The 15,331-nt window shown below is 58.6% G+C and carries 12 protein-coding genes; 7 read left to right on the forward strand and 5 right to left on the reverse strand.

Features of this window, described 5'->3' with window-relative positions; genetic code table 11:
• Positions 1-159: 159 nt before the first annotated feature.
• A complete protein-coding gene (tal, locus tag ACSVHP_RS13270) occupies positions 160-1,110 on the forward strand; it encodes a transaldolase (protein ID WP_447552142.1) in 951 nt (316 codons plus the stop codon).
• 19 nt (positions 1,111-1,129) lie between these two features.
• Positions 1,130-3,118: a transketolase gene (gene tkt / locus ACSVHP_RS13275; protein WP_447552143.1), complete on the forward strand. Its 1,989-nt coding sequence runs from the start codon at positions 1,130-1,132 to the stop codon at positions 3,116-3,118.
• A gap of 140 nt (positions 3,119-3,258) precedes the next feature.
• Here the strand turns inward: tkt and ACSVHP_RS13280 are convergent, their stop codons facing one another.
• The 3 genes from ACSVHP_RS13280 to aegA all read right to left on the reverse strand — a co-directional run bounded on the left by ACSVHP_RS13280 (position 3,259) and on the right by aegA (position 7,030).
• Entirely contained in the window at positions 3,259-4,302 is a 1,044-nt protein-coding gene (locus ACSVHP_RS13280) for a DUF1176 domain-containing protein (protein ID WP_447552184.1), read from the reverse strand.
• Positions 4,303-4,407: 105 nt separating this feature from the next.
• Positions 4,408-5,001: a GDP-mannose pyrophosphatase NudK gene (nudK, locus tag ACSVHP_RS13285; RefSeq protein ID WP_234671153.1), complete on the reverse strand. Its 594-nt coding sequence runs from the start codon at positions 4,999-5,001 to the stop codon at positions 4,408-4,410.
• Positions 5,002-5,068: 67 nt separating this feature from the next.
• Complete coding sequence (gene aegA / locus ACSVHP_RS13290; protein ID WP_447552144.1) at positions 5,069-7,030, reverse strand: formate-dependent uric acid utilization protein AegA; 1,962 nt, start codon at positions 7,028-7,030, stop codon at positions 5,069-5,071.
• Positions 7,031-7,216: 186 nt separating this feature from the next.
• Here aegA and narQ point away from each other — a divergent pair, with 186 nt between their 5' ends.
• Positions 7,217-8,911, forward strand: a complete 1,695-nt coding sequence (gene narQ / locus ACSVHP_RS13295) for a nitrate/nitrite two-component system sensor histidine kinase NarQ (RefSeq protein ID WP_447552145.1) — start codon at positions 7,217-7,219, stop codon at positions 8,909-8,911.
• 201 nt (positions 8,912-9,112) lie between these two features.
• Complete coding sequence (gene acrD / locus ACSVHP_RS13300) at positions 9,113-12,226, forward strand: multidrug efflux RND transporter permease AcrD (protein ID WP_447552146.1); 3,114 nt, start codon at positions 9,113-9,115, stop codon at positions 12,224-12,226.
• 118 nt (positions 12,227-12,344) lie between these two features.
• Here acrD and ypfM read toward each other — a convergent pair whose 3' ends face one another.
• The gene (gene ypfM / locus ACSVHP_RS13305) at positions 12,345-12,404 is read right to left on the reverse strand and encodes a protein YpfM (RefSeq protein WP_015572204.1); all 60 of its coding nucleotides are present in this window, start codon (positions 12,402-12,404) and stop codon (positions 12,345-12,347) included.
• A 388-nt stretch (positions 12,405-12,792) separates the two neighbouring features.
• Between ypfM and ACSVHP_RS13310 the strand changes: the two genes are divergently transcribed.
• Genes ACSVHP_RS13310 through ACSVHP_RS13320 form a run of 3 tightly spaced genes read left to right on the forward strand, consistent with a single transcriptional unit; the run spans position 12,793 to position 14,503 of the window.
• Positions 12,793-13,149 (forward strand): ArsC family reductase, encoded by a 357-nt coding sequence (locus tag ACSVHP_RS13310; RefSeq protein ID WP_447552147.1) that lies wholly within the window; start codon positions 12,793-12,795, stop codon positions 13,147-13,149.
• A gap of 3 nt (positions 13,150-13,152) precedes the next feature.
• A complete protein-coding gene (dapE, locus tag ACSVHP_RS13315; protein WP_447552148.1) occupies positions 13,153-14,280 on the forward strand; it encodes a succinyl-diaminopimelate desuccinylase in 1,128 nt (375 codons plus the stop codon).
• 25 nt (positions 14,281-14,305) lie between these two features.
• Positions 14,306-14,503: a YpfN family protein gene (locus ACSVHP_RS13320; RefSeq protein ID WP_234671163.1), complete on the forward strand. Its 198-nt coding sequence runs from the start codon at positions 14,306-14,308 to the stop codon at positions 14,501-14,503.
• 101 nt (positions 14,504-14,604) lie between these two features.
• Here ACSVHP_RS13320 and ypfH read toward each other — a convergent pair whose 3' ends face one another.
• Positions 14,605-15,300 carry an esterase gene (gene ypfH, locus ACSVHP_RS13325; RefSeq protein ID WP_447552149.1) on the reverse strand — a complete coding sequence of 232 codons (696 nt, stop codon included), beginning with the start codon at positions 15,298-15,300 and terminating at the stop codon, positions 14,605-14,607.
• Positions 15,301-15,331: the final 31 nt, after the last annotated feature.

Below are 15,331 nucleotides of genomic sequence, written 5' to 3' on the forward strand. Positions count from 1 at the left end.
ACAAAATTTGTTATCAATTTATAACAATCATGTTACCCGCCTCAGAAAGCAATGCCTCCCCCGTCTGCTATGCTTTTTTGTTAAGTCGCTCTCTTATTTCGCAGAAGTGTGAACCAACGCACTCATCTAAGGCTTTTATTCCTAAGGAGTAATTTTTCTATGAACCAATTAGACGGCATCAAACAATTCACCACGGTCGTAGCGGACAGCGGTGATATCGAATCTATTCGCCACTATCAGCCTGAAGATGCAACCACTAACCCTTCGCTGCTGCTGAAGGCCGCCGGGCTTGACCATTTCAGCCACCTGATCGATGACGCCATTGCCTACGGCAAGCAGCGCGGGAAGACGCAGGAGCAGCAGGTTGCCGAAGCCAGCGACAAGCTGGCGGTCAATATTGGTGCGGAAATTCTGAAAAGCATCCCCGGTCGCGTCTCCACCGAAGTGGACGCCCGCCTCTCCTTTGACCAGGAAAAAAGCATTAACAAAGCCCGTCGTCTGGTGGAGCTCTACCAGGAGCAGGGCGTCGATAAATCGCGCATTCTGATCAAGCTGGCCTCCACCTGGGAGGGTATTCGCGCCGCCGAAGTGCTGGAAAAAGAGGGGATCCACTGCAACCTGACCCTGCTGTTCTCCTTCGCCCAGGCACGCGCCTGCGCCGAAGCCGGGGTATATCTGGTGTCGCCGTTTGTCGGGCGTATCTATGACTGGTATCAGGCAAAGCAGCCGATGGAACCCTACGTGGTCGAGCAGGATCCGGGCGTGAAGTCGGTGCGTAATATCTTCGACTATTACAAACAGCACCGCTACGAAACCATCGTGATGGGGGCAAGCTTCCGCCGCACCGAGCAGATCCTCGCGCTGGCCGGCTGCGACCGCCTGACCATCTCCCCTAACCTGCTGAAAGAACTACAGGAAAAAGAGGAAACGGTTGTCCGCAAGCTGGTGCCGACCTCTACCGTGTTACCGAAACCAAAAGCGATGACCGAAGCGGAGTTCCGCTGGGAGCACAATCAGGATGCCATGGCCGTAGACAAGCTGGCGGAAGGTATCCGCCTGTTCGCCGTGGACCAGCGCAAACTCGAAGATCTGCTTGCCGCCAAACTTTAACCTTGCCATGGAGTGAACTATGTCCCGTAAAGAGCTTGCCAATGCCATTCGCGCCCTCAGCATGGATGCCGTGCAAAAGGCCAATTCCGGTCACCCTGGCGCCCCGATGGGCATGGCAGATATTGCCGAAGTGCTGTGGAATGACTTCCTGAAACATAACCCGACCGATCCGGCCTGGTACGATCGCGACCGCTTTATTCTCTCTAACGGTCACGCCTCGATGCTGCTCTACAGCCTGCTGCATCTCTCCGGCTACGATCTGCCGCTGGAAGAGCTGAAAAACTTCCGCCAGCTGCATTCGAAAACCCCCGGCCACCCGGAGCTGGGCTATACGCCGGGCGTGGAAACCACCACCGGGCCGCTCGGCCAGGGGCTGGCGAACGCGGTCGGGCTGGCGATTGCCGAGCGTACGCTGGCCGCGCAGTTTAACCAGCCGGAGCACGAGGTCGTTGACCACTACACCTACGTGTTTATGGGCGACGGCTGTCTGATGGAGGGGATCTCTCACGAGGTGTGCTCGCTGGCGGGCACCCTGGGGCTGGGCAAGCTGATCGGCTTCTACGATCACAACGGTATTTCCATCGACGGTGAAACCGATGGCTGGTTTACCGACGATACCGCCAAACGCTTCGAGGCCTACCACTGGCACGTGGTGCATGAAATCGACGGCCACGATCCGGCAGCGGTGAAAAAGGCGATTCAGGAAGCGCAGAGCGTGAAGGACAAACCGTCGCTGATTATCTGTCGAACCACCATCGGCTTCGGCTCGCCGAACAAGGCGGGCAAAGAAGAGGCTCACGGCGCGGCGCTGGGTGAAGAGGAAGTGGCGCTGACCCGTCAGAAGCTGGGCTGGAAACACCCGCCGTTTGAGATCCCGAAAGAGATCTACAAAGCCTGGGACGCCCGTGAAAGCGGCGAAAAAGCCCAGCACGCCTGGAACGAGAAGTTTGCCGCCTACAAAAAGGCGTATCCGGAGCTGGCCGCCGAGTTTTCGCGCCGCATGAGCGGCGGGCTGCCCGAGGACTGGGAAGCGAAGACCCAGGCGCTGATTGAAAATCTCCAGTCGAATCCGGCGAAAATCGCCACCCGTAAGGCGTCGCAAAACACGCTTAACGTTATCGGGCCGATATTGCCTGAGCTGCTGGGCGGGTCGGCGGATCTGGCGCCAAGCAACCTGACGATCTGGTCCGGTTCTAAATCGCTCAAAGAGGATATCGCCGGGAACTACATCCACTACGGCGTGCGCGAGTTCGGGATGACCGCGATTGCCAACGGTATCGCCCACCACGGCGGCTTTGTGCCTTACACCGCCACCTTCCTGATGTTTGTGGAATATGCCCGCAACGCGGCGCGCATGGCGGCGCTGATGAAGGCGCGGCAGATTATGGTCTATACCCACGACTCCATCGGGCTTGGGGAAGACGGGCCAACGCACCAGGCGGTGGAGCAGCTGGCGAGCCTGCGCCTGACGCCAAACTTCAGCACCTGGCGTCCGTGCGACCAGGTTGAGGCCGCGGTGGGCTGGAAGCTTGCCGTCGAGCGCCATACCGGGCCAACGGCGCTGATCCTGTCGCGTCAGAATCTCCAGCAAATTGAGCGTACGCCGGAGCAGGTGAAAAATATCGCCCGCGGCGGGTACATTCTGAAAGACAGCGGCGGCAAGCCGGATGTGATTTTGATTGCGACCGGGTCAGAGATTGAGATCACGGTAAAAGCCGCCGAGAAGCTGGCCGCCGACGGTCATGCGGTGCGCGTGGTGTCCCTGCCGTCTACTGATATTTTTGATGCGCAGGACGAGGCGTATCGGGAGTCGGTGCTGCCGTCGAACGTTGCGGCGCGCGTGGCGGTGGAAGCCGGTATCGCCGACTACTGGTATAAATACGTCGGGCTGAAAGGCGCTATCGTCGGGATGCACGGCTACGGTGAATCGGCGCCTGCCGAGAAGCTGTTCCCGTACTTTGGCTTTACGATTGAGAACGTGGTTGAGAAGGCGTTAAGCGTAATGTAGTGCGGCCTGATGCCCTCACCCCGCCCTCTCCCACAGGGAGAGGGATCCCCACAAAATGTAGGCACTAAACCATTCCCTCTCCCCTTCGGGGAGAGGGTGCATACACTAAAAACGGCAACCGAATGGTTGCCGTTTTGCTTTTACCGCGTGATCCAAAGCGTCGGCCACGCGTCTGGCCCGTGCCAGCTATCGCAGCTCGGCTCTTCGGCATAGCGCACCAGACGGAACCGCTGGCCGTCAAAACGCCAGCGGGTCTGGATCCCGCAGTCCCCCATTCCCCGACCCAGCGACAGGGTACTTAACTCGCGGGTTTTCTCGTCAAAGCTGGCGTTCATCAGCTCCATCTCTCCGCTGTCGTCTGAAGGGGTAAACGGCAGACGCAGCCGGACGCTCCGGGCCGCGAACGGCTTTTTGCGCGACACCAGCCACGCCAGATCGATAGTGTTATACGCCCCGGCCTCGCAGCCGATCGTCAGCAGCGCTTTATCATCGGTTAACGCGGTCACCCGCACTTCCCGGCGCGACGGATCCAGAGAGCACTGGCTGTTGTTCATCCGCCAGGTGCCGTAATCCAGCAGATCGTTAAGCTCCTTGTGCGACAGCGGCGTCGGCGTCGGGTTGACCACCGCCACCTCTTTCAGCGCGGGCGCAGGGGGCACGCTGAGCGGCGGCTGCCCGCCCTTTTTGATCCACGCCGTTTCACTGCCCACGCGCTTTTGCTGGGCATCAATAAACAGCAGCGCGGCCTTAAGGCCGTCAAGCGAGATAACCTGCTGCCCGCCCTGAAGGCGCAGCGCGTTCCCTTCCTGGATAGATTTCAAAAACGCGGTGATGGTCGCGGCATCGTCGGTCATCACATGCCACGGGGTGAGCTTCCAGCGCGGAGGGGCAAGCCTGACGGGGGCGTTGTCCAGCAGCAGACGGGGGGCGATAGCAGGCTCGCCGACCGACGGGGACGACAGCCCGCCGAGGTCGATGCGCAGCGTGGCGTCGGCTTTCGCGCCCGCGCTGCGGCTTAAGGTCATGACCAGCCCGCGGTGTTCGCCGGTATTGCGCGCAACGCAAAAATTCTGGTTATTGCAGGTCACCTGCCAGTCGCCGAAGGACTGCTGTGCAGGCGCTGCCCGCACCAGAGGCGCGAACAGCACGAAAAGTAAGGAGAGAATATAAACGCAGTAGCGCATGGATGGCACGATCCCGGAAACGAAATGCATATCTGGGCGGTATCTTCGTGTTACATCCCCGCTCGCTCAATCGGATTTATCGGATAGATTTATCCGAAAGACAGACTAGCGCCGTTCGAAAGCGGCATTCATCAGCCCGTTTGCCTGCAAATACTGCAATAAGATCACCGCCTTACCGTCCCTGATCTCACCGGATTTCATCATTGCCAGCGCCTCGGAAAAAGGCATCTCCAGCACATCGATATCTTCATCCTCCACGCCGCCGCCCCGGTTCACGCGCTGCGCGTCGCTGTATTCGGCAATAAAGAAGTGAACCAGCTCCGTGACGCCGCCCGGTGACATGTACAGCTCAAAGACCTTCTGCACCTCGCCTACCTCAAAGCCCGTTTCTTCGATGGCCTCTTTGCGGATGCAGACTTCAGGCTCGTCGTCATCCAGCAGGCCAGCGCAGGTTTCAATCAGGCGACCGTCCGGGTTGCCGTTCACCCAGGTCGCCACGCGGAACTGGCGAATGAGCACCACGCTCTGCTTGTCGCGGTTATAGAGCAGGATGGTGGCGCCGTTGCCGCGATCGTAGACCTCACGCCTGTGGCGGATCACCTCGCCGTTTTTGCGCGTTAAGTCGTAGGTGATGTTGCGAAGGACAAAGTAGTTTTCAGAAAGGATTTTGTCTTTAATGACGTCTATTTTCAGGGTCATACAGGCTCCACGGCGTAATGAGTGCCCTTATACTACGCCGCGAAGCCCGCTTTGTCGCCCGCCGGGATCAGTGCGCGTCCGGCGCGTTAACCCCCAGCCAGTCCATCATTCCCCGCGCGGCATGACGCCCTTCCGCCATCGCCGTGACCACCAGATCGGCCCCGCGCACCGCGTCACCGCCCGCGAAAATTTTCGGGTTCGTGGTCTGGTAGCGATACGGGCTGTCCACCGAGGCAACAATGCGCCCCCAGTCGTCGGTGCGGACACCCTGCGCGTCCAGCCACGGCATGGCGTGCGGGTTAAATCCGAAGGCCATAATCACCGCGTCCGCGGGCATGACAAACTCGCTGCCCGCCACCGGCACTGGCCGACGCCGCCCCTGCGCATCCGGCTCGCCAAGCTTAGTGCGCAGCATCCGAATGCCGTTCACCGCGCCGTTTTCCGACAGCGTCAGCTCAACGGGCTGCACGTTAAATTCAAATTCCGCGCCCTCTTCTCTGGCGTTTTTGACCTCTTTTTTCGAGCCCGGCATGTTGGCCTCATCGCGACGGTAGGCGCAGGTGACCTTCGCCGCCCCGTGGCGCAGCGCGGTACGTACGCAGTCCATCGCCGTATCACCGCCGCCAAGCACCACCACGTTCAGCCCGTGCGTGTCGATAAACGGCTCGCCGCTGGCGGGCTCAAGCCCCATCACGTTACGGGTGTTCGCCACTAAGAACGGCAGCGCGTCGTACACGCCCGGCGCGTCTTCATGAGGAATGCCCGCCTTCATTGAGCGGTAGGTGCCCACACCGATGAACAGCGCGTCGTACTCGCTCAGCAGCTGAGATAGCGGCAGATCGTTGCCCACCTCGCAGTTCAGCTCGAACCGAATGCCCATCCCGGTGAAGATCTCTCTGCGCCGGGCGAGCAGGGATTTGTCGAGCTTGAAGGCCGGGATGCCGAAGGTGAGCAGTCCGCCGATTTCCGGGTGGCGATCGTAGACGGTCACGCTGACCCCGTTGCGTACCAGCAGATCCGCGCAGGCCAGCCCTGCCGGTCCCGCGCCGATAATGGCGACGCGTTTATCCACCGGGGTGATGCCGCTCATGTCCGGCTTCCAGCCCATCGCCAGCGCCTGGTCGGAGATATAGCGCTCGATGTTGCCGATGGTCACCGAACCGGATTCATCGCGAACCGTGCAGGCCCCCTCGCATAATCGATCCTGCGGACAGACACGGCCGGTGATTTCAGGTAAACAGTTGGTCTGGTGGGAAAGCTCGACGGCGCCCGCGATATCCCCCGCCTTAACCCGCGCGATCCACTGCGGAATGTGATTATGCAGCGGGCAGGTCCACTCGCAGATACTGTGCTCACCGCAGCTCAGGCAGCGGGAGGCCTCGCGATACGCCTGCTCGCGGCGAAAAGGCAGGTAGATTTCCTTAAAGTGGCAGGCTCGCTTGCCGGGCGCCAGCTTGTCCGGCTCGCCGCGCGGGGGCAGCGCCTGCATCTGCTGCCGTTTTGTTTGCTCAGGTGTGTTGCGGGCAGCCTCGCCGTGCCAGGGCTGCGCTTCAAGGCTTGCGGTGCGCTGACGGCGGGATTTCGCGAGGCTGTCCAGAACGCCGGGCGTGGCGAGCGTCAGCACGTCCGCCGGGCAGTTTTCGATACAGGCCGGGCCCTGCGGACGGTCGATACACAAATCGCACTTGTGCGCCGTGGCTTTTGTGCCGCTGACGAGGATCTCCATCGTGCCGAAGGGACACGCGACCACGCAGGATTTGCAGCCAATGCATTTTTGCTGGTTAACCTGAATGCTGTCGGCGCGTTTACCGATAGCGCCGTTCGGACAGCTTTGCAGGCAGGGGGCGTTTTCACAGTGGTGGCAGGTGACGGGGGTTTTCCCGGAGCCAGACCTGAGTACCGTAATGCGGGGATGGAAATGACGCTCGCTCAGAACATGTTGCTCATCGTTGTGCGCCATAACGCAGGCGACTTCGCACGCGCGGCATCCGATACAGTGCTGGCTGTTGGCCATAATAAAACGATTCATAACAACACCTGTTTTTGGTTCAATAACCTTATTCTTTATGGTATTTACCCACGACGGCGTAGTCAGGCAATGTTCAAATGCCCAGGATGAGGCACTACTTACAGGGAACCTGAGGCAGATCAATTTATTTCAGCGCAGTTGAAACCCTGTTTCATCTGCTGACTTTTCTTTTCAGGAAGCTGTTTAGTGACCGTAAAACGACCCGTATCCCGAAGCCTTGCGCGGGCTTTCTTTTCCATCGTGTTGTTATCCGCCTTGACCAGCGCCATCGCGCTGCTGACCCTTGCCAGCAGCCAGCGCGACGCCGAAGCGATTAACATTGCCGGTTCCCTGCGAATGCAGAGCTACCGCCTGGGCTACGAAATGCAGCGCGCCAGCCCGGAGCTGCAAGCCCATCGCCAGAACTGGCAGCAGACGTTAAGCGCCCCGGCGCTGCTGGCGCTTGACCGCTGGTACGTGCCGGACGACGTGAAGCAGCGCTATCAGCAGCTGCACCTCGCCTGGCAGGAGATGGACGCGCAGATAGCCAACGGCAACAGCGGCTGGTATCAGGCGCATATCCAGAACTTCGTCGGGCGTATCGACGCCTTCGTGCTCGCACTTCAGCACTATACGGAACACAAAATCCGCCTGGTTATCCTGATCTCGCTTATCGGCGGCGTGGGCATTTTACTGCTGGCCGTGCTGACGCTGCGCCGCATCCGCCGTGAGGTGGTCGCCCCGCTGAACCATCTGGTGGCCGCCAGCGAGCGCATCGAACAGGGCATTTTTGATATCCCGGCTCCAGACACCCGCCTGCCCAACGAGCTGGGCAATTTATCCCTCGCCTTTAACCACATGTCGGCAGAGCTGCACACGCTGTATCGCTCGCTGGAGCAGTCGGTTGCCGAAAAGACCCGGCACCTGAACGACGCGCACCAGCAGCTCGAAATGCTGTTCAAATGCTCTCAGGCGCTGAACACCGGGCAGATAGACAGCCACTGTTTCCGCCACATATTGCAGATTGTGCAGGAGTACGCGCAGATGGGTTTTCTGGCGCTGCGCACCAGCGACGACTGGCAGCTGTTTGAGGGAAAAGAAGCCCCGCAGATGGCGACGCACAACCTGCCGGTGGTGATGCAGGAGACCCTTTACGGCGAGCTGCGCTGGCAAAGCGAGGCCGGGGACACCCTCACGCCGCTGATGAAAAGCGTGGCGACGATGCTCGGGCGCGGGCTCTATTTCAACGAGGCGCAGAAGCACTACCAGCAGCTGCTGCTGATGGAGGAGCGCGCCACCATCGCCCGCGAGCTGCACGATTCGCTGGCGCAGGTGCTCTCTTACCTGCGCATTCAGCTCACCCTGCTTAAACACGCGGTCCCGGAGGAGAACGCCCCGGCGCAGACGATTATTGGCGATTTCTCTCGCGAGCTGAACAACGCCTGGCGCCAGCTGCGCGAGCTGCTTACCACCTTCCGCCTGACGCTCAACCACGCCAACCTGCCGGGAGCGCTTCAGGAGTCTCTCGACAGCCTGCAAAGCCAGACGCAGGCGAAGCTTGTCCTCGACTGCCGCCTCTCCTCGCTGGCGCTGGATGCGCAGCGCCAGGTGCATCTGCTCCAGATTGTGCGTGAAGCGGTGCTCAACGCCATCAAACATTCAGGGGCGAGCGAAATCACGGTTAGCTGCGTGACCGCTGCGGACGGAACGCACAGCGTCACGGTGCGGGATAACGGCGTCGGTATTGGCGAGGCCAGCGAGCCGCCGGGACATTACGGATTGAACATTATGCGCGAGCGCGCCGAAAGGCTTGGCGGCACGCTGCGCTTTTCGCAACCGCCGGGTGGCGGGACGCAGGTCAGCGTGACATTCACCTCGCCGATGAACATCGCGGGTAAATAACGGTAAATTAGCGGCAAAGGCGACCGTCAGGCCCGGACCATGCGTGATACTTGCCATGCTGCCTGCGGGGAGAAGCGCTGTAAAAGGGCATGATAATTTACACTATCTCCTTTTTTTCTCCACGTTTGGCCTGCGCCTTACCGCTAGAGTTAGGCGGGCAATATACAATAATGACGTGCTGCAAAATGAGGTCACATTTACATGGCGAATTTCTTTATCGATCGCCCCATTTTTGCCTGGGTGCTTGCGATACTTTTGTGTCTGACGGGCGTCCTGGCCATTACTTCACTTCCCGTTGAGCAATATCCCGACCTGGCACCGCCAAACGTCCGTATCACCGCCAACTACCCCGGCGCATCGGCACAAACGCTGGAAAATACTGTAACCCAGGTGGTCGAACAGAACATGACCGGGCTGGATAACCTGATGTACATGTCCTCCCAGAGCAGCGCCACCGGGCAGGCAACCATCACCCTGAGCTTTACCGCGGGCACGGACCCGGATGAAGCCGTCCAGCAGGTGCAAAACCAGCTGCAATCCGCCATGCGTAAACTGCCGCAGGCGGTGCAAAATCAGGGGGTCACCGTGCGTAAAACCGGTGACACCAACATCCTGACCATCGCCTTTGTCTCCACCGACGGCTCAATGGATAAACAGGATATTGCCGACTACGTGGCCAGTAATATTCAGGATCCGCTTAGCCGTATTAACGGCGTCGGCGATATCGACGCCTATGGCTCGCAGTACTCCATGCGCATCTGGCTCGATCCGAACAAGCTTAACAGCGTCCAGATGACCGCCACCGACGTGACGGACGCCATCAAATCCCAGAACGCCCAAATCGCCGTCGGACAGCTAGGGGGGACTCCGTCCGTCGATAATCAGGCGCTGAACGCCACCATCAACTCGCAGTCGCTGCTCCAGACCCCTGACCAGTTCCGCAATATCACGCTGCGGGTCAATCAGGACGGTTCCGAGGTCAAACTCGGGGATGTCGCCACGGTAGAAATGGGCGCCGAAAAGTATGATTACCTCAGCCGCTTCAATGGCAATCAGGCCTCCGGTTTAGGGGTAAAGCTGGCATCCGGGGCCAACGAAATGGCGACCGCGAAGCTGGTGTTAGATCGCCTGGACGAGCTGTCGCAGTATTTCCCGCACGGGCTGGAGTATAAGGTCGCCTACGAAACCACCTCGTTCGTGAAGGCGTCAATTGAGGACGTGGTGAAAACCCTGCTCGAAGCGATCGCTCTGGTCTTCCTGGTGATGTATCTGTTCCTGCAAAACTTCCGCGCCACGCTTATCCCCACCATCGCCGTGCCGGTGGTGCTGCTCGGCACCTTCGCCGTGCTCTATACCTTCGGCTACAGCATTAACACCCTGACCATGTTTGCCATGGTGCTGGCGATAGGCCTGCTGGTGGACGATGCCATCGTGGTGGTCGAGAACGTCGAGCGCATCATGAGCGAGGAGGGGCTGTCGCCGCGCGAGGCGACGCGAAAATCAATGGGGCAAATCCAGGGGGCGCTGGTCGGTATCGCGATGGTGCTCTCGGCGGTATTTATTCCGATGGCCTTCTTCGGCGGCACGACCGGGGCGATTTACCGCCAGTTCTCCATCACCATCGTTTCGGCGATGGTGCTGTCGGTGCTGGTGGCGATGATCCTGACACCCGCGCTCTGTACCACCATCCTCAAACCGCTGCACAAAGGCGAACATCACGGCCAGAAAGGGTTCTTCGGCTGGTTTAACCGCATGTTCAACCGCAACGCCGCGCGTTACGAAGCGGGCGTCGGGCGCGTGCTGAGCCGCAGCCTGCGCTGGATGGTGATCTACGTGCTGCTGCTGGGCGGCATGGTGTTCCTGTTCCTGCGCCTGCCGACGTCGTTCCTGCCGATGGAAGACCGCGGCATGTTTATCACCTCGGTACAGCTGCCGAGCGGCGCGACGCAGCAACAGACCTTAAAAGTGGTCGAGAAAGTGGAGCAGTATTTCCACACCAAAGAGAAAGATAACGTCGTGTCGGTGTTCGCCACCGTGGGCTCGGGCCCCGGCGGTAACGGACAGAACGTGGCGCGTATGTTCGTGCGCCTGAAGGACTGGGACGCGCGCGATCCGGATACCGGCTCGTCGTTTGCCATCATCGAGCGCGCCACGCATGCCTTTAAAGAGATTAAAGAGGCCCGCGTATTTGCCAGCAGCCCGCCCGCCATCAGCGGCTTGGGCAGCTCCGCCGGGTTTGATATGGAGCTTCAGGATCACGCCGGCGCGGGTCATGACGCGCTGATGGCCGCCCGCGATAAGCTCTTAGAGCTGGCGGGCAAAGACGCTACCCTTACCCGCGTTCGCCACAACGGGCTTGATGACAGCCCGCAGCTACAGGTGGATATCGACCAGCGCAAAGCGCAGGCTCTGGGGGTATCGATTGATGATATCAACGACACGCTGCAAACGGCCTGGGGCTCAAGCTACGTGAATGACTTTATGGACAGGGGCCGCGTGAAGAAGGTGTACGTCCAGTCTGCCGCGCCGTTCCGCATGCTGCCGGACGATATCAACCGCTGGTACGTGCGTAACAACGCGGGCGGGATGGTGCCCTTCTCGGCCTTCGCCAGCTCGCACTGGGAGAGCGGCTCCCCGCGCCTGGAACGTTACAACGGCTATTCGGCGGTAGAGATCGTCGGTGAAGCCGCGCCGGGCATCAGTACCGGGACGGCGATGGATACGATGGAAAAACTGGTGCAGCAGCTGCCGAGCGGGTTTGGCCTCCAGTGGACGGCAATGTCCTACCAGGAACGCCTCTCCGGTGCGCAGGCGCCCGCGCTGTATGCTCTGTCGCTGCTGGTGGTGTTCCTCTGTCTGGCCGCGCTGTATGAAAGCTGGTCGGTGCCCTTCTCGGTCATGCTGGTGGTTCCGCTGGGGGTGATTGGCGCCCTGCTGGCAACCTGGATGCGCGGTCTTGAAAACGATGTCTACTTCCAGGTGGGGCTGCTGACGGTCATCGGCCTGTCGGCGAAAAACGCCATTCTGATCGTGGAGTTTGCCAACGAGATGAACGCCAAAGGCCACGATCTGCTGGAATCGACTCTCCACGCCTGCCGCCAGCGCCTGCGCCCGATTCTGATGACCTCGCTGGCGTTTGTCTTCGGCGTCCTGCCGATGGCGACCAGCTCCGGCGCGGGCTCCAGCAGCCAGCACGCGGTAGGCACCGGCGTGATGGGCGGTATGATCTCCGCTACCGTTCTGGCTATCTATTTTGTCCCGCTGTTCTTTGTCCTGGTGCGCCGTCGCTTCCCGCTGAAAGAGCGTCCTGAGTAAACTGCTGGCGGATAACAGGTATAAAAAAGGCGGCTTTTTAAGCCGCCTTTTTTTGTGTGATTAATTCACACTATGGTTATTTTAGGAATAGTAGTGCTCTTGCAATTCTCACTGGATATCATTTACGAAGCATGCCTTCGATAAAGTCTTTCCAGTTCCCCAGTTCACGTTCAATCATAATTGCCTCTCTTATTATTATGCGTATTCTACGAAAACCTACCATCATTGTGAAGACGCTTTACCCCATCGCTGTGATTGCTCCCCGCCCACTGCACCGGACTTACGCTAAATATGAGCGTTGCCGATTAAATTTTATGTGACCAATAGCAACATTCTGAAATAACCACGCGAGCGGGTGAGTTTTATTTTACCGCCTGAGATTACTCGCATTTTAAACATGATGGACAACTATGCTTAAATGATGAAAGAATATTCAGCTAACAGATGTACGTTGAATAAAATCGACGGATAAATTAAGCGAAATTAAGATTGTGTTATATTTCCCTTAAGGATATATCGTCGAAATAACTGAACATTTATTCATCATAAGAACAAAAGGATTCAACATGGTTGTGATGTACGGCATTAAAAACTGCGACACCATCAAAAAAGCGCGCCGCTGGCTGGAGGCGCACGGCGTCGAGTATCGTTTTCACGACTACCGCGCCGACGGGCTGGATGCAGAATTTCTGCATACCGCCATTAACGAACTGGGCTGGGAAGCGCTGCTGAACACCCGTGGCACCACCTGGCGCAAGCTGGATGAATCCGTGAGGGCAGGCATCACTGACGCCGACAGCGCGGCCGCGCTGATGCTGGAAATGCCGGCAATTATTAAACGCCCATTGCTCTGCGCGCCAGGGCAGCCTATGCTGCTGGGTTTTAATGAATCTCTTTATCAGACTTATTTTGTTGAGGTGTAGTCTATGTCATGCCCGGTCATTGAGCTGACTCAGCAGCTTATTCGCCGCCCTTCCCTCAGCCCGGACGACGCAGGTTGCCAGGCTTTAATGATTGAGCGCCTGCGCGCGATCGGTTTTACCGTCGAGCATATGGATTTTGGCGATACCCAGAACTTCTGGGCATGGCGCGGTCAGGGCGAAACGCTGGCCTTTGCCGGACATACGGACGTGGTTCCCGCTGGCGATGCCGACCGCTGGATCAACCCGCCTTTTGAACCAACGATCCGCGACGGCATGCTGTTTGGTCGCGGCGCGGCGGACATGAAAGGTTCGCTGGCGGCGATGGTGGTGGCGGCAGAGCGCTTCGTGGCGCAGCATCCCAATCATAAAAACCGCCTCGCGTTTCTGATCACCTCTGATGAAGAGGCCAGCGCGCAGAACGGCACCGTAAAGGTTGTCGAAGCGCTGATGGCGCGCAACGAACGCCTGGACTACTGCCTGGTGGGCGAGCCGTCCAGCACCGAAGTGGTGGGTGACGTGGTGAAAAACGGGCGTCGCGGCTCCATGACATGCAACCTCACCATTCACGGCGTACAGGGGCACGTGGCCTATCCGCATCTGGCCGATAACCCGGTTCACCGCGCCGCACCAATGCTCAACGAACTGGTGGCTATCGAGTGGGATAAAGGCAACGAATTTTTCCCGCCGACCAGTATGCAGATTGCCAACGTGAAGGCCGGAACGGGCAGCAATAACGTCATTCCGGGTGATTTTTTCGTGCAGTTTAACTTCCGCTTCAGCACCGAGTTAACCGACGAGATGATTAAATCGCGCGTGATTGCGCTGCTGGAAAAATACGAGCTGCGTTACACCGTCGACTGGTGGATCTCCGGCCAGCCGTTCCTGACCCAGCGCGGTAAGCTGGTGGATGCGGTAGTGAACGCTATCTCGCACTATAATGAAATTAAGCCACAACTGCTGACGACCGGCGGAACATCAGACGGTCGTTTTATTGCCCGCATGGGCGCACAGGTTGTCGAACTCGGGCCGGTGAATGCCACCATTCATAAAATCAATGAATGTGTTAACGCAGCGGATTTACAGCTGCTGGCCCGTATGTATCAACGCATCATGGAGCAACTCGTCGCCTGACGAACGCTCTGATAAGGAATAGCAAATGGACTGGCTGGCAAAATATTGGTGGATTTTGGTACTGGTGTTTTTGGTAGGCGTTTTGCTCAACGTGATTAAAGATCTTAAGCGCGTTGACCATAAAAAATTCCTCGCCAACAAACCGGATCTGCCGCCGCACCGTGATTTTAACGACAAGTGGGACGATGACGACAACTGGCCGAATAAAGACCAGAAGAAGTAATTGTATCTTCCCCTCATCCTAACCCTCTCCCCATAGGGGAGAGGGGACTGCTTTTCACCCTCGCCCCTTCGGGGAGAGGGCCGGGGTGAGGGGCTAAAACATCACATAAACTCAACGATATCATCATCGTTTGGCTTACCGCCGCTCAGCGCTTCATCAAAGTAGTGCTTCGGAACGGTATAGCGCAGATGGTCGAGCGCAAACTGCATGCTGCGATCATCGATGGCATGTCCCAGCTCATCCACAATATCCAGCGTCACGTCCCCGCCTGCCGCAATCAGCGCTTCCTGCGCGGCAACCGCATGAGAAAGCTCAATCACCCGGTCTTCACCGCCGTGGATCAGGTGGATCGTGGTCTGGGTGGTCGCCGTCTGCGGTAAGCTGGCAAAGCGGCCGTTGAAGGCAATCACGCGCGATACCAGACCCGGCTGCGCCTTGATGCTCTCAAGAGACATAATCGACCCCTGCGAGAAACCAATCAGCGCGGTGGCCTCCGCCCCTACGCCGCTCTGCTGCTGCCAGTAGCGCACCGTGTCGATAAAGGTCGGCATGATGGCATCAATACGCGCCTGCCGATTCTCTTCCGTTACGCCCTGCACCGAAAACCACTGGCGACCGTTCGGGCCGCACGGCTCAACGCCGCCGATGCTGACGATTAACGCCTCCGGGAAGATGGGCGCAAACCAGCTGCCAATCTGCCCCATATTGACGGCGTTATCGCCCACGCCATGAAACAGAAGCAGCAGCTGTTTTGCCGGTTTGTCAGGGCTCTGGACAACAAAATGGTCGTGTTTCATGGCGATCTCCTTAATTGATAAGCGGAATTTT

It is taken from the genome of Enterobacter sp. 186315, assembly GCF_053290175.1.